Source organism: Spirulina subsalsa PCC 9445 (assembly GCF_000314005.1).
GTDB classification, from domain to species: domain Bacteria; phylum Cyanobacteriota; class Cyanobacteriia; order Cyanobacteriales; family Spirulinaceae; genus Spirulina_A; species Spirulina_A subsalsa.
Genome location: NZ_JH980292.1, coordinates 2,673,354 through 2,691,738, shown reverse-complemented (window position 1 = coordinate 2,691,738; position 18,385 = coordinate 2,673,354). Strand labels below are relative to the sequence as shown.

The window sequence follows — 18,385 nt, the reverse complement described above, 5'->3', positions numbered from 1 at the left end:
GGAGAATTTGCACCGCAAGGGCAACTCTTCGTTTGGGCATTTAGACCCCAGAGGCACAGTCTCCACAGGCTTGTTTTTACCCTGTTTGGGCGCGTCCCGCCCTACAGCGTTTCACTTTTAAAGGTTCTGGTTTTCTGGGTTTGTCCCCCATCGAAGCACCTAAGCTTTTAAAGAGATTTCCCCGCCTCTGTTGGCAGACTGCACTCTACTTTCAGAGACTAGGATGCTGACTCTAAAAAGGATTTTAGGTCGCCTCACTACTGCCCACCTTGGAGATTCAAACCGACTTTGATTGTATCATTGTTTGAGAGGATGAATCCCCCCGTCCTACACCCTACCCCTCGGAAGAGTCGGTTGTGTAAGACTTGTGCTTGTAGGCAGGCATGACACTTTCTAGCACCGAGAATGGAGAAGTTTTGTAAATTTGAGTACAACTTCACACTTTATTCATAAAGCCTTATAAGCCTATAATCCTTGTGAGAGAAGGGACAAGGCGTTGTAGTCGAGAAATAGGGAACAGGGAATAGGGAATAGGGAACGGGGAACAGGGAGTCGGGAATGGGGAGTCGGGAGTCGGGAGTCGGGAATGGGGAGTCGGGAGTCGGGAATGGGGAGTCGGGAGTCGGGAGTCGGGAGTCGGGAATAGGGAATAGGGAATAGGGAGTAGGGAATAGGGAATAGGGAGTAGGGAATAGTTATCAATTCTCCCTCTCTCCCCTGCTCCCCTGCTCCCCTGCTCCCCCTCTCCCCTGTTCCCCATTCCCTAATTGAGATTGTTCCCCCTACTCAGCAACTTCTTGTTAGAATTTGGGTTAGAAAAACTTAACATTTCGTAAAATAACCTCAAATTAACAAGATATGGTGCAGAAAATTCAAAAAACCGAGTCTGAGTGGAAACAGCAACTCACCCCTGAACAGTTCAAGGTGACGCGCAAGAAAGGCACAGAGCGAGCCTTTACCGGGCAGTATTATGACAATAAGCAGGCCGGGATTTATAAATGTGTCTGTTGTGGGACAGAACTATTTAGCTCCGAGACAAAGTACGAGTCAGGGACTGGCTGGCCGAGCTTTTATGCACCCATTGCCGAGGATCATGTTGCCTATGAGAGCGATCGCAGTTTATTCATGGTACGGACAGAAGTCCTTTGTGCCACCTGTGATGCTCACCTCGGCCATGTGTTCGATGACGGCCCCGCCCCCACCGGACAGCGTTACTGCATGAACTCGGCCGCTTTGAACTTCGAGCCGAAATAACCCCCCTGCTTTAACAAAAATGTTGCGGAATTCCCCTTCCTCGCTTGCAGGGAGGGGATGGATAGCAACCCAGCAATCTACTGAGCGACAGCGAATCCATCCTCCAAAGTGATATTCTGTGGGGTAGATTAAAGCACTTTTACCACAAACAAGCCCAAAGGATACAGTCTCATGCACGTTTCGGAACTCAAAGGCAAAATTCAGGCAGAGGTTAACAGACTAGAATATCAACTCGAACGCAAGCGGTTAATCCTAGAAAGTTATGTCGGGGATAAAACCAAACTCATCCGCGAACGAGAAAACTGGATTCTTGAAATGGAAACATGGAAGAAGTGCCTTGATTTAGTGAACCAGTTGGATCACTATTAACTCTCAGAATTCCTGATCAAACGGACTCCCTAATCGTCAGGGAGTCCGTTTCATTTCACCCCTCCCACTCAGCGCAAAAACACCACCACAATAAACACCAGACTCACCATCACCTGCACAGCCATGACAGGCATTCCGTAGCGTAAAAAGCGGTGAAAGGAGATTTTCCCCCCATGCAATTCTGCCACACCTGCCCCCACAATATTGGCGGAAGCCCCGACTAAGGTTCCATTCCCCCCCAAGGTTGCCCCAAACATCATGGCATAAAACAGAGGCAAAACCACAGGAGGCAGTTGACCTGAAAAGTTCGGATTGAGCATATCGGCTGAGATCAAATCAATATTAAATAAATATTCTTTTAGCAAGGGAACCATCGCTACTACTAGGGGAATATTCGGCACAACACTAGACAGCAGCGCCACTAAGATCATCAATAAAAGACACCCTAAAACAATATTTTGCCCTAAAATCGCTGCCAAAAGCAGAGAAATGTGTCGCACTACTCCGGTTTTTTCTAACCCTCCAATCAAGACAAAGGTAGACATAAAAAAAATCAAAGTTGTCCAATCGACATCTTTCATAATATTATTTACCGTGTCAATTTTCGTCTGATGGGCGAGCAATAGTGCCAATCCTGCCCCTAATAACGCCACGGCGGCGGGCTGCATGGGAATGGGCAAAGACTCACCGATAACGAATAAGGTTAACACGAAGACCACAATCACCGAACCAACCGCTAAAACTTTAGGATGATTAATCGTGGGAAGTTTGAGGGTTTCATGTCCTTTAAATTGAGCCTTCCAAATTTTAGGAAATAAAACGGGTAGTAAACAAGTAATAGTTAAGACAGCCAGGACTCCCCCTAAACTCAAACGCTGGAGATATTGAACAAAGGTAATATTAATACCATCGCCGACAATAAAGGTTGCGGGATCTCCAATGAGTGTTAGCAGTCCTGCACTATTCGACACTAGCACCATTAAAATCAGTAGGGGAACAAAATCAACGCCAATATCTTGGGCAAGAGGTGGAATGAGTGGAGCGAGTAACATCACGGTTGTAGCATTGGGTAAAACCGCACAAATGGGAGTAGTAATGGCGACAATTCCGAGGAGTAAAAGCTTGCCACTTCCCCGGGAAAGTTTAACCATTTGTCCGGCTAAGTAACTAAAAATTTGGGTCGGTTCAAAGGCGCGGACTAAAACCATAATGCCAAAAAATAAGGCAAGAGTTGAGTAGCTATGACTAATATAGCCGATGGCTTCGGTTAAGGTCATAACATGGGTAAAAACTAACACTAATGCGCCTAAAAAGGCGGCAATCATTAGGTGAAGTTTTTCGGATACAATCGCCAAAATGACAATAAAAAAGGTGCTAGTTGTGATTAAAGCGTGAAGATTGTCCATATTTTTTGAGTGTAATGTTTTGAATGTAAATTATAGGAATGACGCTATTTTTGCCCATGGGATGCTAGGCACTACTTTCAGAAGCTGTGTCTAATCTGCATTGGACAAATGTCCTGTTACTCCTGCCCAGTTTGCTGGAAAAAATGGGGTTTATCCTAATGAAAACCGATTTCGATTAGGAATAATCCCCGCAAAACTTGAGGCAATACTGGCAGGATTTCTAGAGGCTGAAATGCTCTAGAAAGCCAATAATGATGGAAGGAGTCCTAAATTATCCTAAATGGATGGCTCTTCTGTGAATTGATTTGCATTGAACTGTTTTGAGAGTTAAGGCGGGTACGGGCAAGCCGTTGATTTAAGTACCAACCAAAAACGAGGAGATAACTCACTGATCAGTTCATCATTTGATTGAAAAAACCTTTGCAGGTTTTTTACTCAAAATGCTGTCTTTTCAGTCTCCTCTCAATGCCTACGAAGTTAGCTGACGGGCTAGGACTGAGAGATGTCCCGCTTAAATCCTCAATCGGGCTAGATGTTTGTGGTAAGTCGTCTTGCTGAATTCTGACGAACCCTAAAAGCAAGAACCCCCGTAATATAGCCGGATTAGTCTTTCTAAGCTTACGCCCCAGGGTTTGGTTCCTCCGTTTCACAAGTGCTTTTTTGCAAAGCGTTTCACTAGAAGTTTTTCCTAGAAAAGGTTGTGAACTAGGCTGACTTGCTTATTGCAGGGGATTATAACATCTTAGTGGTAAAAAGGCAAGGTTGCTAGACTCTGAAATTTAGCTCAGTGTCGGGATGAAAGACGGTTAATTGAGGGGTTCGATGCCCCGAAAATTAACCAACAATATAGTGATATGGGGAAGCCCGCACCGTACCCCTAGGGTGGGTGTCGGGAGGATGTCACGATTGGAAAAACCCGGTTTTGCGGGGGGAATGAACTCCCTAAAAACCGGGTGATTGGATTGAGAAGAAAAACAGAATTAGCGCAGTAATTGACGAATCGTGGCTTGATAGGGTTCTGTTGCCACTCCTCGGACTTCGGTTTCTGTGGGTGGGTTTTGTCGGAGCATTTCCTGTAACAGACGAATGCGATCGCCTGTTGCCGGGTGGGTACTCAAAAAGGTGGGAATCTGTCCCCCTTGTCGCTGTAACTTCTGCATAAAGGAAATCATCGCCGTAGGTTCATAATTGGCACGACGCAACATGGCTAAACCTAAACGATCCGCCTCCAGTTCATCCTCTCGGCTATTGGGGCGATTCAGTGCCAACTCTACCCCGATTTGTACCGCCTGATCTTGCTGTAAACCTGCCGCAGAGAGTAACCCTTGAGTAATGGCTTGCGATCGCATTTGTCGAATGGCATGACGGGCTGTAATATGACCAATTTCGTGAGCCACAACACTGGCTAATTCCGCCTCATTATCCGCCAGCAATAACAATCCCGCATTGAGATAAACAAACCCTCCCATCGTGGCAAAAGCATTCACATCTCGATCGGCCACCACTTGGAACGTATAGGGAATATTCGGCCGTTCACTGCCTTGGACTAAAGTGTTGCCCAACTCATTCACATAGGCGTTGAGCATTCGATTGTTTGCTATTAAAGGGGTACCACGACGGCGCAGTTGAACCCCCAGTTGCTCGTTGATTTGTTGTCCAATCGCCACCTCTTGACGATCGGATATATTGGAGAGTTGCAAGACTTGCGCCCCTCGGATTAATAATTCTAGCCAAGAGCGCGCTTGTACCGCTTGAGGAGTGATCACCCATAAGCTGAATGCTGTCACGAGGGTTAAGACACCATACAACCAACGGGGTTTAGAGCGCCAAAGCCAGTGGGAGAGTTGCTTAAACATGATGGGAGGTTGCGAAACAATAGAACAGTTCAGATCAATTTACTACTGAGTTAAGACGAAATCCTGAACGGATTTGTTGCCATTTCCTGTGACTCCCTCTCTTGATTCAACCTCAATTTCCCTCTACCTCTAGATAGAATCAACGGTAGGGAGACTACCAAACCCGATACAATAAAACCTAGTTTTGTTATTTTTTGGGAGTTGGGATGGTTAGCCTAGAGCAAGTGGAAACCATGATTAAACAACAGTTGCCCGATGCTCACGTCAAGGTTGAAGATTTGACCGGGGGTGGAGATCATCTACAAGCAACTGTTGTTTCCGCCGCCTTTGAGGGGCAAACTCGGGTCAAACAGCACCAGATGGTCTATGGCGCACTGAAAGACGCTATGGCCTCAGAAGCTATTCACGCCCTCGCCCTCAAAACTTATACCCCTGAAGCTTGGAAGGCCATTAGTTAAATGGTAAGAGGTCCGCGTCACTCCGTTAGACTTCGGATGAATCCCGCCTTGTTGAGTCTAGTTTAATGGATAGTCGGGAAAAATTGCCAAAAATTCAAATTTTCCCCTACCATAAAACAATCTATTTGTCAAAAAAAATTTTAGAGGAGAACCATGACACCAGAAGTAAAAGAACGCATTGAAAGCATTGTCAAAAAAGATAAAATTGTTGTCTTTATGAAGGGGTCTAAACTCATGCCCCAGTGTGGTTTCTCTAATAATGTGGTGCAAATTTTAGGAACTTTAGGGGTTCCCTTTGAAACCTTTGATGTCTTGTCCGATTACGACATTCGCCAAGGGATTAAGGAGTATTCCAACTGGCCAACCATTCCCCAAGTCTATATCAATGGGGAGTTTATTGGGGGGTCAGATATTATGATTGAACTCTATCAAAATGGCGAACTGCAAGAAGTGGTAGAGGTTGCCCTCGCGTCCTAGTGGTTGGAGTTGGATTAACATTCAGATTAACTCTCTTCTGTCAGATCAGGTTCAAATCCTGATTCTCTCGTTGGCTGTGATGGCGAAGATTCGTCAAAATCTTCCAGAGTGACAGAAGAGGATTCACAAGGAGAGGGGACTGGATCACTTCCAGTCCCCTTGTTTGTGCGGTTCAAGAGCCCTCGGGAGGGCTTGAGGAAATCTCAAAAAAATCAGAGAATTTTTCGGGCATTTGGCAAAACTTATGCTACAATGCTGAGTTGTCGTGAGGGAGATTGCCAATCCGAGGGGACTGGGGAAGCTCTGAAACCGGGAGAAATGAACGGTAATTTTTAGAGGGTTTTGTCTGCTCTACTTGGGATCTATGGGCGATTTGGTCTGGATTTCCAGTCTAAAGTTAAGGGGTTGGGTGGAGGTTGGCGATCGCTAATAATAATCCGGTTCTGTTTGGGGTTGAACCATAGCCAACTCAAAATTAGACGGATCCCTTAAGAAGCGGAACACTTCCTCCTCCAACCGATGGACAAGGTAAGGCTCCAAAGCGTTACTCTGACGCAGGCAAGCTAAATAGCCATCCATATAGAGTTGCAGTTCACTAAAACGGTTGCCCCTACGCCACAGTTCCACGAGAGCATCGGTAAGGCGTTGGTAATAGCGGACGGAACGGGTATCAGTCAACATGATCTTAAATTGAAATCAACAGTAGGAGTCAGTACAGGAAACTAAGTTCAGAGAATCAGTTCAGAGAATCAACTACAGTAAACCGGGTGACTGGTTAGAAGTCCATTCAGATCAAGTCCCAGTTAAAGTACCTTGATCTGAAGTCCGTTACCTGAAGTCTGTTCGGTTAGGTTGAGTTCGGTGTATTAAACTACAAGGTTGTCAAGGGTTTTCAGAATACTCTGAGGTTTTGAGAGGTATAACGATAGTCTTGTTATATCTCCAGTTTTGTTATATCTATAGTTTATCTTACCGACTAACCCCCTCGCAGATTTTAAGATTTGGCAGTCATTGTGCAGGCGACCTCATTTTCCCTCAGTAGCGGACGTTACAAAATCATGACATAAGCTAAGGTAGATTGTAGTCCACTCCTAGAAAAAGGACAAAACAAGGTAACGTGGGTTTAGCTAAGATTTTGATTATTGAGGGAAACCCTCATCTGCGATCGCTCTTAGGTTGGCATTTACAACAAGCCGGGTATTGGGTACAACAAGCGACTGGAATTGCCCAAGCCAGAATCATTCTGAGAGATCGTCAGCCCACCTTAGTCGTGATTGATTCTGATCTCCCTGACGGAGACGGACTAGAAATGTGCCGTTGGTTGTACCGACGGAAACAATCCTTGACCTTAATGCTCTCCGCTCGCAACACCCAGAGCGATATAGTCGCCGGATTAAAAGCCGGAGCCGATGACTACCTTGTTAAGCCCTTTGGAGTGCAGGAATTTATGGCGCGGGTGGATGCGCTTTGTCGTCGTCTGCGTTTGTCTTCCGTGCCGCTTTACCTAATTTATGGGGATCTGCGCATTGATTTAGTCCAGCGCCGCGTCGAATTTGAAGAAGAAATTATTGAGCTAACCCCCCAAGAATTTAGCCTGCTCTACATTTTAGCCCAAGCCGAAGGAGACGCCCTAACCCGTTCAGAACTCCTAGAACGCGCTTGGCCCAATGCCATCGACAATCCCCGCACCATTGACACCCACGTTCTTTCCCTGCGCAAGAAACTAGAAGCTCATCCTCGTCGCCCCAACATCATCCAAACCGTGCGCAATGTCGGGTATCGTTTCAACCCAGAAGTCTTGCGTCACAGAGTCCGAACCCCTCCCCTACCCGTTCAAGCAACGGCTGAAGCGTGAGTTGTTCGGGCTGGCTGAAAAACACCAGACGCTAGACCCAAGAAGGGAGCAGGGGAATTGATAATTGTCAATTCTCAAAAATCTACCGCCACAGCATAGCTTGGCGGTGAGAGTATCAATTTAGAACTGTTGCAAGAGGCGCAAATCACTACTGTAGAGACGGCGAATATCATCAAATTGATGGAGTACCATCGCAAAGCGTTCTACCCCTAATCCGGCCGCAAATCCGGTGTAGACTTCTGGATCATAGCCCACGGCTTTTAATACATTGGGGTCTACCATGCCACAACCTAAGACCTCTAACCATTTGCCTTTCCACTGCACATCAACCTCCGCAGAAGGTTCTGTGAAGGGGAAATAACTGGCGCGGAAGCGCATGGGGAGGTCTTCGCCGAACATTTGCCGAACAAACTCTTTCAGGGTGCCTTTGAGGTCGGTAAAGGTTAATCCTCGGTCAATGGCTAATAATTCCACTTGATGGAAAACGGCGGAGTGGGTCGCGTCTACGGTGTCCCGACGATAAACGCGGCCGGGGGCAATCACTCGAATGGGGGGATCATGCTGTTCCATGTAGCGGATTTGGACGGAGGAGGTGTGTGTGCGCAGCAGGAGTTGATCATGGGGCAGATAGAAGGTGTCCTGCATATCCCGGGCGGGGTGGTCAGGGGGGGTGTTGAGGGCTTCAAAGTTGTAGTAGTCGCTCTCAATTTCGGGGCCTTCGGCGACGGTGTAGCCTAGACCGAGAAAGATTTCTATCACGCGGTCAATGATGCTGTTGAGGGGGTGAATCCGACCGAGGGGACGACTCACACCGGGCATGGTGACATCAAGGGTTTCGGCGGCGAGTTGGGCGGCAATTTGGGCGCTTTCAAGGTGGCTGTTGGCTTGGTCAAGGCTGTATTGTAGGGCTTCTTTGACTTCGTTGGCGATCGCACCAATGCGGGGGCGTTCTTCGGCGGATAGTTTGCCCATGCCGCGCAGGATTTGGGACAGTTGCCCTTTTTTCCCTAGATAATTGACGCGCAGTTGTTCTAGAGCGTCGAGGGTGGTGACGGCGGCGATCGCGGCGGTGGCTTCTTGTTTCAGTTGGGTTAGTTGCGCTTCAATTTCACTCATCAGGGCTGATTGCTGGTTATGCAGGTTTTTCAACAGTTCTAGTTTAGCGACAAACGGGGCATCAATTGGGGGGGTGGGGGATTCTCCCGGTGAGATGCTTTAAAAAGCCGCTCTGCTGTACCCTAAAAAGCGTTCAAACATGAAATCTCTCATGACTCGTACTCTTCTTATTACTGGCGGGGCCGGTTTTATTGGCTCGAACTTTGTTCATTATTGGTGTAAAACCTATCCGGGCGATCGCGTGATTGTTCTCGATGCCCTCACCTACGCCGGAAACCTCGATAATCTCAAGGATCTCAACACCCACCCTAATTATCGCTTTGTACAGGGCAATATTCGCGATCGCCCCCTCCTAGACCAACTTCTCGCCAGCGAACAAATCGACACCCTCGCCCATCTCGCCGCCGAATCCCACGTAGACCGTTCCATCCTCGCCCCCGACACCTTCATTCAAACCAACATTAACGGCACCTTCACCCTCCTTGAAGCCTTCCGCCATCATTGGGTCGAACACAACACCCCCGACCACTACCGCTTCCTCCACGTCTCCACAGACGAAGTTTATGGCAGTTTAGAACCCCATGACCCCCCCTTTAGTGAAACCACCCCCTACGCCCCCAACAGCCCCTATTCCGCCTCAAAAGCGGGCAGTGATCACCTTGTCCGCGCCTATTACCACACCTATCAACTCCCCACCCTCATCACCAACTGTTCCAACAATTACGGCCCCTATCACTTCCCCGAAAAACTCATTCCCCTCATTTGTATCAACATCCTGCTGGGGAAACCCTTACCCATCTACGGCGATGGTCAAAATGTCCGCGACTGGCTCTATGTCTTGGATCACTGTAGCGCCCTTGACCGCGTGATTCAGCAAGGCAAACCGGGCGAAACCTACAATATCGGCGGCAACAACGAAGTGAAAAATCTGGATTTAGTGCAGATGATCTGTGAACGGATGGATGAACTCGCCCCCAGTTTGCCTGTGCGTCCTTCCAAGGAACTGATCACCTTCGTCAAAGACCGCCCCGGCCATGATCGTCGCTACGCCATCAACGCCCAAAAAATCGCTACCCAACTCCATTGGACTCCTTCCGTTACCCTAGCCGAAGGTCTACGCGCTACCGTGCAATGGTATTTAGATCACCCTGACTGGTGGCAACCGCTACTCTCGGAGGAGCAGGGGAGCAGGGGAGCAGGGGAGAATTGATAATTATTCCCTATCACCTATTACCTATTACCTATTACCTATTACCTATTCCCGACTCCCGACTCCCCTGTTCCCCGTTCCCCGTTCCCTGTTCCCTTAACTTCTATTGATGACAGACTCGGGATGCTCCTCCAAGACCGGGAGAGGGGGGCTAATTGCTTCTGAGGGGGGGGATAGCTGTTGCCTCGCTCGTTTTTCTTGGGGCATCTGGGGCAATTGTAATAATACCCCAGCTAAAAACCAGTAATAAACAGCAACAGGATCCACATCAAGGGGATAATAAAAAGTGTTGTAGCTAATCAGGACGAGATAGATCCACAAACAAAGTCCCACATTTTTTAAGGTTGGATGGTGGAGAGAACGATAGGCCTTAAACGTCACCCAAACTAGGGCAGATAGAAAGACAAAAAAGGCGAGAAAACCCAGGACACCCACCTCATAGATTAACTTAGCATAGTAGGTTTCCACTAAACTGGTATTACCGAGAAAACGGGCGGCATTCGTGGCACGACCTAAACCAGCCCCCCAAATATCCCCTTGTTTTTCTACACTCCAAATCATTTGATCCACCACAAAATCATGGGGAGGGGAAGCACTCCAACGGTCAATAAAACTTCGGATAGGGTCGCGCAAATCGATTAAGTTGGCCAACAAGAGTAAACTGACAAATCCGCCAACTCCCATTTCGACAAACAGCCAAAATTTACGCCGTTTGGTTAGAAAAGCGAGAGTGAAAATAATCAAGGGAACTAAGGCCATCGCCAAGCGCTGACCCGAAAGAACAACGGCCGTAAAAATATAGGCGATCGCCACTAATCCTCCCATGCGCCAGCGTTTGTCTGAGTCGCTCATATAGCCGATGTACGCCAAAAAGGAAGCGGAAATCAAAAACCAAGCCCATTGCCAAGGAGAAACGAAAGTACCGGGCAGACGGATTAGATCTCGGGAGGGATTGTAGAGTAATGCCCCACCGACAAAACATCGTGCATCCAAAGAAGCACGATCGTTAGCTAGTCCAGTGAGTCCTTCACTACCGGGGCAAAATTGGGCAGCGAGTAAGCCATACTGAAGGAGGCAGAGACTACAGCAGATAATGATGATCAGGATATGGAGACGGAGGAAAAATTCTAAATCTTTGCGATCGCGGACTAAATAGGGCGCACAGATCACCAAAGGAATATAACCGAATAACACCTTTACACCCACCAAACCAATTAACAGAGGATTATCTCCCCCCGAACTTTGAATCTCCTGCCAACCATTCACCAACAGCAAAGTCCCGAAACTGACCACTAGCACCAACAAAAGGGGGATCTTCAGCCGTTTTAGATGAGGTCTAATATCCTGCCGAATTTGGCGGCGAAAAGATGGTTGTCTCACTAATCCCACCAAAGCCGGAAAATAGAACAAATCCTTCACTAAATGCAGGAGAGGATGAGCGCCCAAATAGTAAGTTAACGTCCCACCAAAAGGGAGATAAATCAGAAAAGACCACAAGGCAAGACGAGGATACTTATAACTCAACACCATAGTCAGAGTTGCAAAGGCCGCAAACATCCCCCCGCGCACACTATAGACAATCCCTGTAATAATTCCCAGCGTTAGGGCTAGAGCTATGGCAATAATAGCAATACGAGTTTTGTCACCGAATTTCATAAAACCTCGATGTCTGGATGCGAATGGCTTGGATTGGTTGATTGCCATTGTTAAGGATAGGTAAAACCACAGTAGGACTTTTTGAATTGCACCCATGATTTTTTAGGATTCTAGTGAACATCTCCTAAAACCCCCTTTTCGGAACGATAGAATAGGCAATTGAGCCTCATTATCGGAGATGTCTAGTCATCAGAGCGTTACAACTCACAACAAATTCTCTCGTTGAACAATTTCCACTACACTATCTTGACACAGGCTTCAGGGAACTGCTAACTAAGTAAGGTTTGCTGAATAAGTCGAAGAATTCGGTAATCAGGAGTCGGGAGTCGGGAATAGGCACTTGTGCCAGTTTTATCTGCCAGATGTGACAGCCCTTGTGGGTTAGTTACAAGCCCCATCCCGCAAGTGGAGTGGGGCAGTTGACTGGAACTATAACCCCTGTTGTAGGAGGAATTCATCAATTCCCTCTACCACTATTTAGATTGCTATATAATCATCTAGATAAAAAAAGAATCTCTGTTCTCTCCTGATCCAGTTCGTCCCTAGTGAGAATAAAGGAGCGTCTTCTGTTATAACTGAATCGCCCACCTGTTCTTTATCCTACTAACAGCCCAGATGCTTCGTCTCTACGATTTATTCTTGAAAGGGGGGTTTATTATGTACCCCCTGCTCATACTCTCTGTTTTCACCGTGGCTTGTACCTTAGATCGGGCTTGGTTTTGGCTGCGCTTATTAACCCAAGAAGATCGGATTGTCCATGATGTTTTAGCAGCTGCCCGCACCAATCTCCAACAGGCCGCAGAAATTGCCCAGTTTGCCAATTATTTACCGATTGGTCGTTTTTTATTTGCCCCTTTATCCCTCAAAAAAGCTACACCGGAAACCTTTCGCTTGGCATTAGAAGCAGCAGGAGATAAAGAATTTGTCAAGATGCGCAAGGGGGACAAATTCTTAGAAACGGTGGTCGCTGTGGCTCCCTTATTAGGACTATTAGGCACTGTGACCGGATTAATTCAAACCTTTGATAATCTCAATATCGGCAGTGGTGGCACTACAGCCGAAGCAACTCAAGCGGCAGCCGGGATTAGTGAGGCCTTAATCACCACCGCGGCCGGGATGATTGTGGCCATTATGGCCTTGTTGGTGTTTCGTCTTTCAGTAACTTTACAAGCCCAGCAAATTGATTATTTTTCCCAAGTGGGGAGCGAGTTGGAGTTAATTTATCGTCAAATTTGGTACGAACCCACTCAGGAGGTCTATTCTCCCTCTTTTCCACCTGTTGAGACTATAACGGAGCGTTCCGACAACAGAGGTAGGAGAGAAGGAAATGCGCTTTAAACAACAAAAACCAACGGCTTCAACGGAGGTGAATTTAGTCCCGATGTTGGATGTTATGATGTCGGTTTTGACCTTTTTTATTGTGGTGTCGTTGACCTTTACAGCCCAGCGTGTGAGTAATGTAGAGTTACCCAGCACTACGGGGGAAGGAGGGGAAATCACGACGGGAAATCCCACTCAGTTGGTGATTGGCCTCAATCGGCAAGGGGAAATCATTCTCGCTCAAAGCCCTGTCTCGGAGGGGGAAATGTTGGAGGAAATGCGGGTATTTCTAGAAAATGCCCCGGAGGGAGAGGTGATTTTAAAGGCGGATCGTCAATTGGATTATGGCTTAGTGGCGCAATTATTATTAAAAATGGGGGAAGTGGGGGGAAGTCGAGTTTCTTTGGCACTGGATCGAAGGGAATAGGCAAGAGGCAATCTTGACAAGTTAAGACCCAAAGTCTAGAAGTTGAGGGAACAGGGAACAGGGAACAGGGAACAGGGAACAGGGAATCGGGAGTTGGGAGTCGGGAGTCAGGAGTCGGGAATCGGGAGATTGCCTCTCCCCTGCTCCCCCTGTTCGCCGTTCCCTATTACCCAAATCTGCCCATCTTGAGCCAAAATGGAGAGCAAGAGCGCTCCCGTTAGAATGCTTTTCTAAATGCCCATTCATCAAAGAGTTATGTCTTATTTAAGGTACTGGCGAGTTCCCGTTGTTCTCACCGCCCTTCTGTTGGTCATTCCCTCGGTAGGATGTAGTTCCAGTGACAGTCGCTCTCAGTCTGTTGCTCCGGCTTCTGCTCAGATGGGACAAGATCAACCCATTGCGGTTAATATTGCTACGGCACGGACGGGAAATCTGGAAACTCCGGTGGAATATACGGGGACGACGCAACCGTTGAGGGTGGTTTCTCTGCGTTCTCAAGTGGAGGGACGACTGTTAAGCCTCAATGCAGATGTTGGCGATCGCGTGACTCAAGGCCAACCCCTCGTTCGATTGGATGATAGTATCCTGATCACTAGCGTCAATCAAGCTCAAGCCGAGTTAGCCTCTCTAGAGGCGCAAATTGAACTCGAACGGTCAAAAGTCGGTGATGCGCGCACCGCTCTGGAACGGGCTAAAATCGAACTGCAACAGGCTGAAAATGATGCCGCACGTTTTGCCGGGTTGGCCAAGGAGGGCGCGATCGCCCAACGGGAGGCCGAAACAGCCCAAACGGCGGTAGCAGTAGCCCAGCAGGCGGTACGGTCGGCTCAAGAACGGATACGCACGGAGGAAAAGGCGGTTGAATCTGCCCTAGGACGGGTGGGAGCCCAGCGTTCGGTTGTAGCTCAACAACAGCAAAGACAGTCTTTTGCTCAACTGACTTCTCCCATTACTGGGGTAGTTTTAGAACGCATTAGTGAACCGGGGGATCTGGTTTCAGCCGGAGGTCAGGTGTTGAAGTTGGGGGATTTTAGTCAGGTGAGGATTGTTGTCCCTGTTTCAGAGTTAGATTTAGGGAAATTGCAACTGGGGCAACTGGTGCGAGTGAGTTTGGATGCTTTCCCCAATGAACCGTTTGTGGGACGTTTGGGGCGGATTTCCCCTATGGCAGATCCCACCTCCCGTCAAGTTCCGGTGGAGGTGATCATCCCCAATGCTTCGGGACAAATTGGTAGTGGATTATTAGCAAGAGTAACCTTTGAAGCCAGCCAACGCCCGCGGGTGGTTGTTCCTGAAGGGGCGTTAGGCAATGGAGGCAATGGTCAAGAGGATGAGCAACGGGGGGAATTATTTGTTCTGCGTGACATGGGAACAGATGACCGGGCAACGGTAGAATCCCGTCAGGTCTTTTTAGGCGATCGCCGGGATGGCAAGGTGGAAATTCTCTCCGGTTTACAACCGGGGGAGCGCTTTGTGGTCAATAGTGAACGGCCTTTACAAAACAATTCAACAGTTCGTTTGAGCATTCTTTCTGATTCTTGAAAGGGGTGGATTGGGTTCAATTCGGGGAGAAAACGCGGCCGCGTTTTCTCCCCTAAACTGTATCAATGGGATGAATCCCCTCAGTTCGGAAATAGTAAAAACTTCAAGCTACTCTTCACTAAGCTATAGGCTGATTTCCTTTTGTAGTTCTTTTGCTTTTTTCCAAGCTTGTACTTTTCCAGTTTTATAAACTTTTGCAATAAAAGGGGCTTTATTTTTTTCAATAAATTTCAACATAGATTGAAGAGCATCTTGGAATGCAATTGCTGTTTCTTCACCGGATAATTGTTTAGAAACAAGAGTAAACATTCTAATGTTTGCATAAGCTATAGCCCTTCTTTCTATTAGGTTTCGGGCAATTCTTTCATCTTTGGTTAAAACGACCCAGCCTTTTCTCCCAATTTCTGGAATCCATTCTACATCTTGGGCATTTTGAGGAAAATGATCATCATGAACTTCAACAGCAACACCTGTTGAGCGGAGTATTTCAATAATAGGATGTTTTCCCAAACAGCGATCCAGAAAAAAAACTGTTGTAGAGCGCTTAAACTTCATAACATGATGGCACGAGTTTCACAGCGAATAGCCTCCTGTATCTTCTCAATATCACATTCATAATCCTTAGCTATTTGTTCAGGAGAATCTCCAGCGTGGAAGCGTTCGGTAATAATTGATGTGGGGATACCTGTTCCTGTAATAACCATACGACCAAAAGAAACATAAGGATCAACCACTACCAAACGAGGGTTATTTTCTTCTTGGTTTCTAGTAAAAGGATAGAGCTTTAATGCTAATCCTTTATCATCTGGTTCTATTCGTTCTAGGTGGGTATTTAAGAGATTTTTTAAAGTTGTTTTTCCCTGACTTGATGCGTTAATTGATACACCATATTGTTTGATAAATAAATCCACTCCATCCGTATAAAATTCACGTTGGGCAAGGGGGTGAGGGGTTGCAAAGACTTGATTAATATAGTCTAATGCTGTTCTAACTTTTGTTAAATCAAGTTTATGATGTTTACGAATTGCCCTTAAAACATGAATTTCAATTAAGTTTATAAAACTCAACCGCAGGGGGTTTTTCATCTGAGTTTCTATGATAGGCTGGAATGTCCGAGAACCCGCCGTAACGGCATAACGATAACCCACTGTCCAAGCGCGAACTGTGGAGGGGGGAATTTTGAGATAGCGACCTGCATCTCCAGCCGAATAGATGGGGATGTTCCGAGGATCTTGACCACCATAAATGTCCATGTTAGTTCATGTGCGATTGTCGGGGTTATCGCTATTTTAACCTAGAATGATGAGATGATCTGTTCAATATTTATGGCTCTTCAGTAGATAGTGGGCAGGGCAATAACTCTAAGGGTTGCTGGACAACCTTAAAGTTTGCTTATATTGTTATCTGGCAACCCTGAATAAATTGTCTCATAATTCTGGATTTTTCCGGTTCTTCTAGGAGGTCTAATACATCTAAAATTAGGGGACGACCTAACTTTAAACCCTCCATCACTGGGGACTCGTTAAACACGGTTTGGGGAGTGCCTTGGGTGACTAACTTTCCCTGATCTAAAACAAATAACCAGTCACCGTAAGTATAGGCAAAATCAAGGTTGTGGGTGGCAATAGCAATCGCGGTTCCGGTGGCGCGAATTTGTTGTAAAAGATGGATAAGGTTGCGGGTTTGGTAAGGATCGAGATAGGCTGTCGGTTCGTCTAATAGGAGGAGTTGTGGCTGTAGGATCATCACATCGGCGATCGCAACTCTTTTTTTCTGCCCTAAACTGAGATGATGGATGGGTGTATCCGCTAACTGGACTAGATCAAAGTCTACTAGGGCTTGTTGGACGCGATCGCGCACTTCCCCCTCACTATAGCCAAAATTGAACAATCCATAGGATAAATCCTCTTCCACCGTAGCCGCCACTAACTGATATTCAGGATTTTGGAACACAAACCCCACATTTTGCCGCAGTTGGTTTAAAGACTGGTGATCATACCCCAAAGGTTTCCCAAAAGCCTCAATCTTGCCCTTTTGGGGACGAAATAAGCCATTAGCTAAACAGAATAAAGTCGTTTTTCCGCACCCATTCCGTCCAATGAAAATAGAGACTTGATCACCCCCAATAGATAAAGATACATCATCTAAAGCAGTGGTAAAACTGCCGGGGTAACTATAGGTAACATGGTTAAATTGAAGGGTTGAAATACTCCCCTGTTTTTGCATGGTATTTTGTGCCTAATCTGAACTAAAAATCGCCATGATGATAAGGAAACAGATGAATCAGGAACCCTTATAGGAGGTGCTGAGGTCAATTTAAACTCGAACACCAAATATGAACATTAATTATCAAAAATTGATAATTATTTAAGGTCAGATAGTAGTCTTTTAGCTAGAAGTTTCTTAACTCTTACTAAACGGTGGCTTTCTTTGACAAGTGTAGCAATAGGCTTTCCCTCCAAAACGATCCTTATTATTAAAACAGAAAGTCGCCACTTTTTCTGAAATAGTAGCCTTACAATTATAGCAATAATAAGAAGATTGTACGAGATGATCTGGCATGGTTTTATGAAGTTCTACTTTAGGTTTGACTTCAGGTTTGACTTTCGCTTTAACTTGGGGTTTAACTAGAGGTTTCGGTTTAGATGGAATGACCTTTGGAATCGGACGTTCTTTTTTCTCAGAAATACCAAATTTTTGATAATAATTAATCACAAAAGGTTTATGATAATTAACTAGAGTATGGGCTAGTTCTTCAATCATATCCTTGGTCAAAAACTTAGCTAATGAACCCAAAGCAGCAACCGGATTCTCCTGTTCAATGTCTTGTTGAACTCTACGATGAAAAACATCCGCCTTCATTACGGATTCAGTGTTAAAAACAGTAGAATCAGGTCGAATAACCCTCGATTTTGGGGAAACTAAGATATAGGATAAAAAGTTAGGCGGCAAGGAAAAGCCTAGACGTTTGGGTAATAAGTCCTCCCCTCGTAATAATTTTTCGAGGACTTTAATATGTCTGGCATTTTGTTCAATGGGTGATTCAATGGCGTTGTAGTGATTATTGAACCAGACTAAAAATTCCCCCTCTTCTGTAATTTTAATCCCCTGAGCATAGTTTTTGCTTTCTAAGACATAAAAATCTAGAAAACGGTTGATTAAGAGGTGATCAATTTGTGCGACTAACCCATCATATTCCAATCTAAGATCATGAATAACAAGCCAGTGGGGATTATCCTTATAATAAAAGTCGATAAAATAAGCGGAGTTTTGTTCCCCCTGATTCCCTGACCGTAAAAACTTTAATTCTCGCTCAACTTTTTTTAGCTGTTCTGGGGAGAGATTCGTTTGTTGTTTGATTTTTTCGAGTTGTTGAATTTGAGCATCAATGGGATCTTTACTTTTAATGATCACGGTTTTGACTCCCTTTTCTCGATCA

19 protein-coding genes and 1 riboswitch are annotated in these 18,385 nt (G+C 46.2%); of the genes, 10 read left to right on the top strand and 9 right to left on the bottom strand.

Features of this window, described 5'->3' with window-relative positions; all coding sequences use genetic code 11:
* The first annotated feature begins 558 nt into the window (after positions 1-558).
* The 3 genes from SPI9445_RS28525 to SPI9445_RS0112345 all read left to right on the top strand — a co-directional run bounded on the left by SPI9445_RS28525 (position 559) and on the right by SPI9445_RS0112345 (position 1,623).
* Positions 559-660, top strand: coding sequence for an AraC family transcriptional regulator (locus SPI9445_RS28525; protein ID WP_071525288.1), 102 nt, complete (start codon positions 559-561; stop codon positions 658-660).
* 198 nt (positions 661-858) lie between these two features.
* Complete coding sequence (msrB, locus tag SPI9445_RS0112350) at positions 859-1,254, top strand: peptide-methionine (R)-S-oxide reductase MsrB (RefSeq protein WP_017305061.1); 396 nt, start codon at positions 859-861, stop codon at positions 1,252-1,254.
* A gap of 171 nt (positions 1,255-1,425) precedes the next feature.
* Positions 1,426-1,623 (top strand): hypothetical protein, encoded by a 198-nt coding sequence (locus SPI9445_RS0112345; RefSeq protein WP_017305060.1) that lies wholly within the window; start codon positions 1,426-1,428, stop codon positions 1,621-1,623.
* Between the two features lie 68 nt (positions 1,624-1,691).
* On the opposite strand, the gene SPI9445_RS0112340 is transcribed toward SPI9445_RS0112345, so the two are convergent.
* Together SPI9445_RS0112340 and SPI9445_RS0112335 are read right to left on the bottom strand one after the other, a co-directional pair.
* Positions 1,692-3,029 carry an SLC13 family permease gene (locus tag SPI9445_RS0112340; RefSeq protein WP_017305059.1) on the bottom strand — a complete coding sequence of 446 codons (1,338 nt, stop codon included), beginning with the start codon at positions 3,027-3,029 and terminating at the stop codon, positions 1,692-1,694.
* 451 nt (positions 3,030-3,480) lie between these two features.
* Positions 3,481-3,709, bottom strand: a riboswitch (cyclic di-AMP (ydaO/yuaA leader).
* Between the two features lie 300 nt (positions 3,710-4,009).
* Entirely contained in the window at positions 4,010-4,885 is an 876-nt protein-coding gene (locus SPI9445_RS0112335) for a M48 family metallopeptidase (RefSeq protein WP_017305058.1), read from the bottom strand.
* A gap of 206 nt (positions 4,886-5,091) precedes the next feature.
* Between SPI9445_RS0112335 and SPI9445_RS0112330 the strand changes: the two genes are divergently transcribed.
* Positions 5,092-5,343, top strand: a complete 252-nt coding sequence (locus SPI9445_RS0112330) for a BolA family protein (RefSeq protein WP_017305057.1) — start codon at positions 5,092-5,094, stop codon at positions 5,341-5,343.
* 153 nt (positions 5,344-5,496) lie between these two features.
* Positions 5,497-5,820 (top strand): Grx4 family monothiol glutaredoxin, encoded by a 324-nt coding sequence (gene grxD, locus SPI9445_RS0112325; protein ID WP_017305056.1) that lies wholly within the window; start codon positions 5,497-5,499, stop codon positions 5,818-5,820.
* Positions 5,821-6,246: 426 nt separating this feature from the next.
* Here grxD and SPI9445_RS0112315 read toward each other — a convergent pair whose 3' ends face one another.
* Positions 6,247-6,501 (bottom strand): DUF6761 family protein, encoded by a 255-nt coding sequence (locus tag SPI9445_RS0112315; RefSeq protein WP_017305054.1) that lies wholly within the window; start codon positions 6,499-6,501, stop codon positions 6,247-6,249.
* A gap of 436 nt (positions 6,502-6,937) precedes the next feature.
* On the opposite strand from SPI9445_RS0112315, the gene SPI9445_RS0112310 reads away from it, so the two are divergent.
* The gene (locus SPI9445_RS0112310; protein ID WP_017305053.1) at positions 6,938-7,675 is read left to right on the top strand and encodes a response regulator transcription factor; all 738 of its coding nucleotides are present in this window, start codon (positions 6,938-6,940) and stop codon (positions 7,673-7,675) included.
* A gap of 120 nt (positions 7,676-7,795) precedes the next feature.
* Here the strand turns inward: SPI9445_RS0112310 and pheS are convergent, their stop codons facing one another.
* Positions 7,796-8,791, bottom strand: coding sequence for a phenylalanine--tRNA ligase subunit alpha (gene pheS / locus SPI9445_RS0112305; RefSeq protein ID WP_017305052.1), 996 nt, complete (start codon positions 8,789-8,791; stop codon positions 7,796-7,798).
* A 151-nt stretch (positions 8,792-8,942) separates the two neighbouring features.
* On the opposite strand from pheS, the gene rfbB reads away from it, so the two are divergent.
* Positions 8,943-10,001, top strand: coding sequence for a dTDP-glucose 4,6-dehydratase (gene rfbB, locus SPI9445_RS0112300; protein WP_026079745.1), 1,059 nt, complete (start codon positions 8,943-8,945; stop codon positions 9,999-10,001).
* A gap of 96 nt (positions 10,002-10,097) precedes the next feature.
* On the opposite strand, the gene SPI9445_RS25340 is transcribed toward rfbB, so the two are convergent.
* The gene (locus tag SPI9445_RS25340) at positions 10,098-11,657 is read right to left on the bottom strand and encodes a hypothetical protein (RefSeq protein ID WP_017305050.1); all 1,560 of its coding nucleotides are present in this window, start codon (positions 11,655-11,657) and stop codon (positions 10,098-10,100) included.
* Between the two features lie 615 nt (positions 11,658-12,272).
* On the opposite strand from SPI9445_RS25340, the gene SPI9445_RS0112290 reads away from it, so the two are divergent.
* The 3 genes from SPI9445_RS0112290 (at position 12,273) to SPI9445_RS0112280 (ending at position 14,946) form a co-directional block, all read left to right on the top strand.
* Positions 12,273-12,995 carry a MotA/TolQ/ExbB proton channel family protein gene (locus SPI9445_RS0112290; RefSeq protein WP_017305049.1) on the top strand — a complete coding sequence of 241 codons (723 nt, stop codon included), beginning with the start codon at positions 12,273-12,275 and terminating at the stop codon, positions 12,993-12,995.
* A complete protein-coding gene (locus tag SPI9445_RS0112285) occupies positions 12,985-13,404 on the top strand; it encodes an ExbD/TolR family protein (RefSeq protein WP_017305048.1) in 420 nt (139 codons plus the stop codon). Before SPI9445_RS0112290 ends, SPI9445_RS0112285 begins: the two co-directional genes overlap by 11 nt.
* 255 nt (positions 13,405-13,659) lie before the next feature.
* Complete coding sequence (locus SPI9445_RS0112280) at positions 13,660-14,946, top strand: efflux RND transporter periplasmic adaptor subunit (protein WP_164674516.1); 1,287 nt, start codon at positions 13,660-13,662, stop codon at positions 14,944-14,946.
* Between the two features lie 123 nt (positions 14,947-15,069).
* Here SPI9445_RS0112280 and SPI9445_RS0112275 read toward each other — a convergent pair whose 3' ends face one another.
* From SPI9445_RS0112275 to SPI9445_RS0112260, 4 genes are all read right to left on the bottom strand, one after another.
* On the bottom strand, positions 15,070-15,501 hold the full coding sequence (locus SPI9445_RS0112275) for a PIN-like domain-containing protein (RefSeq protein WP_017305046.1): 432 nt from the start codon (positions 15,499-15,501) through the stop codon (positions 15,070-15,072).
* Positions 15,498-16,199, bottom strand: coding sequence for a DUF433 domain-containing protein (locus tag SPI9445_RS0112270; RefSeq protein ID WP_017305045.1), 702 nt, complete (start codon positions 16,197-16,199; stop codon positions 15,498-15,500). The genes SPI9445_RS0112275 and SPI9445_RS0112270 overlap by 4 nt, the downstream gene beginning before the upstream one ends.
* 139 nt (positions 16,200-16,338) lie before the next feature.
* Positions 16,339-17,172: an energy-coupling factor ABC transporter ATP-binding protein gene (locus SPI9445_RS0112265; protein WP_017305044.1), complete on the bottom strand. Its 834-nt coding sequence runs from the start codon at positions 17,170-17,172 to the stop codon at positions 16,339-16,341.
* Positions 17,173-17,349: 177 nt separating this feature from the next.
* Positions 17,350-18,360: a nuclease-related domain-containing protein gene (locus SPI9445_RS0112260; RefSeq protein ID WP_017305043.1), complete on the bottom strand. Its 1,011-nt coding sequence runs from the start codon at positions 18,358-18,360 to the stop codon at positions 17,350-17,352.
* Between the last annotated feature and the right edge of the window lie 25 nt (positions 18,361-18,385).

Excerpts from the sequence above, each read along its gene's own strand:
- SPI9445_RS28525 (WP_071525288.1), top strand. The coding sequence starts at position 559 with ATGGGGAGTCGGGAGTCGGGAGTCGGGAATGGGGAGTCGGGAGTCGGG.
- msrB (WP_017305061.1), top strand. The coding sequence starts at position 859 with ATGGTGCAGAAAATTCAAAAAACCGAGTCTGAGTGGAAACAGCAACTC.
- SPI9445_RS0112345 (WP_017305060.1), top strand. The coding sequence starts at position 1,426 with ATGCACGTTTCGGAACTCAAAGGCAAAATTCAGGCAGAGGTTAACAGA.
- SPI9445_RS0112340 (WP_017305059.1), bottom strand. The coding sequence starts at position 3,029 with ATGGACAATCTTCACGCTTTAATCACAACTAGCACCTTTTTTATTGTC.
- SPI9445_RS0112335 (WP_017305058.1), bottom strand. The coding sequence starts at position 4,885 with ATGTTTAAGCAACTCTCCCACTGGCTTTGGCGCTCTAAACCCCGTTGG.
- SPI9445_RS0112330 (WP_017305057.1), top strand. The coding sequence starts at position 5,092 with ATGGTTAGCCTAGAGCAAGTGGAAACCATGATTAAACAACAGTTGCCC.
- grxD (WP_017305056.1), top strand. The coding sequence starts at position 5,497 with ATGACACCAGAAGTAAAAGAACGCATTGAAAGCATTGTCAAAAAAGAT.
- SPI9445_RS0112315 (WP_017305054.1), bottom strand. The coding sequence starts at position 6,501 with ATGTTGACTGATACCCGTTCCGTCCGCTATTACCAACGCCTTACCGAT.
- pheS (WP_017305052.1), bottom strand. The coding sequence starts at position 8,791 with ATGAGTGAAATTGAAGCGCAACTAACCCAACTGAAACAAGAAGCCACC.
- rfbB (WP_026079745.1), top strand. The coding sequence starts at position 8,943 with ATGACTCGTACTCTTCTTATTACTGGCGGGGCCGGTTTTATTGGCTCG.
- SPI9445_RS25340 (WP_017305050.1), bottom strand. The coding sequence starts at position 11,657 with ATGAAATTCGGTGACAAAACTCGTATTGCTATTATTGCCATAGCTCTA.
- SPI9445_RS0112290 (WP_017305049.1), top strand. The coding sequence starts at position 12,273 with ATGCTTCGTCTCTACGATTTATTCTTGAAAGGGGGGTTTATTATGTAC.
- SPI9445_RS0112285 (WP_017305048.1), top strand. The coding sequence starts at position 12,985 with ATGCGCTTTAAACAACAAAAACCAACGGCTTCAACGGAGGTGAATTTA.
- SPI9445_RS0112280 (WP_164674516.1), top strand. The coding sequence starts at position 13,660 with ATGTCTTATTTAAGGTACTGGCGAGTTCCCGTTGTTCTCACCGCCCTT.
- SPI9445_RS0112275 (WP_017305046.1), bottom strand. The coding sequence starts at position 15,501 with ATGAAGTTTAAGCGCTCTACAACAGTTTTTTTTCTGGATCGCTGTTTG.
- SPI9445_RS0112270 (WP_017305045.1), bottom strand. The coding sequence starts at position 16,199 with ATGGACATTTATGGTGGTCAAGATCCTCGGAACATCCCCATCTATTCG.
- SPI9445_RS0112265 (WP_017305044.1), bottom strand. The coding sequence starts at position 17,172 with ATGCAAAAACAGGGGAGTATTTCAACCCTTCAATTTAACCATGTTACC.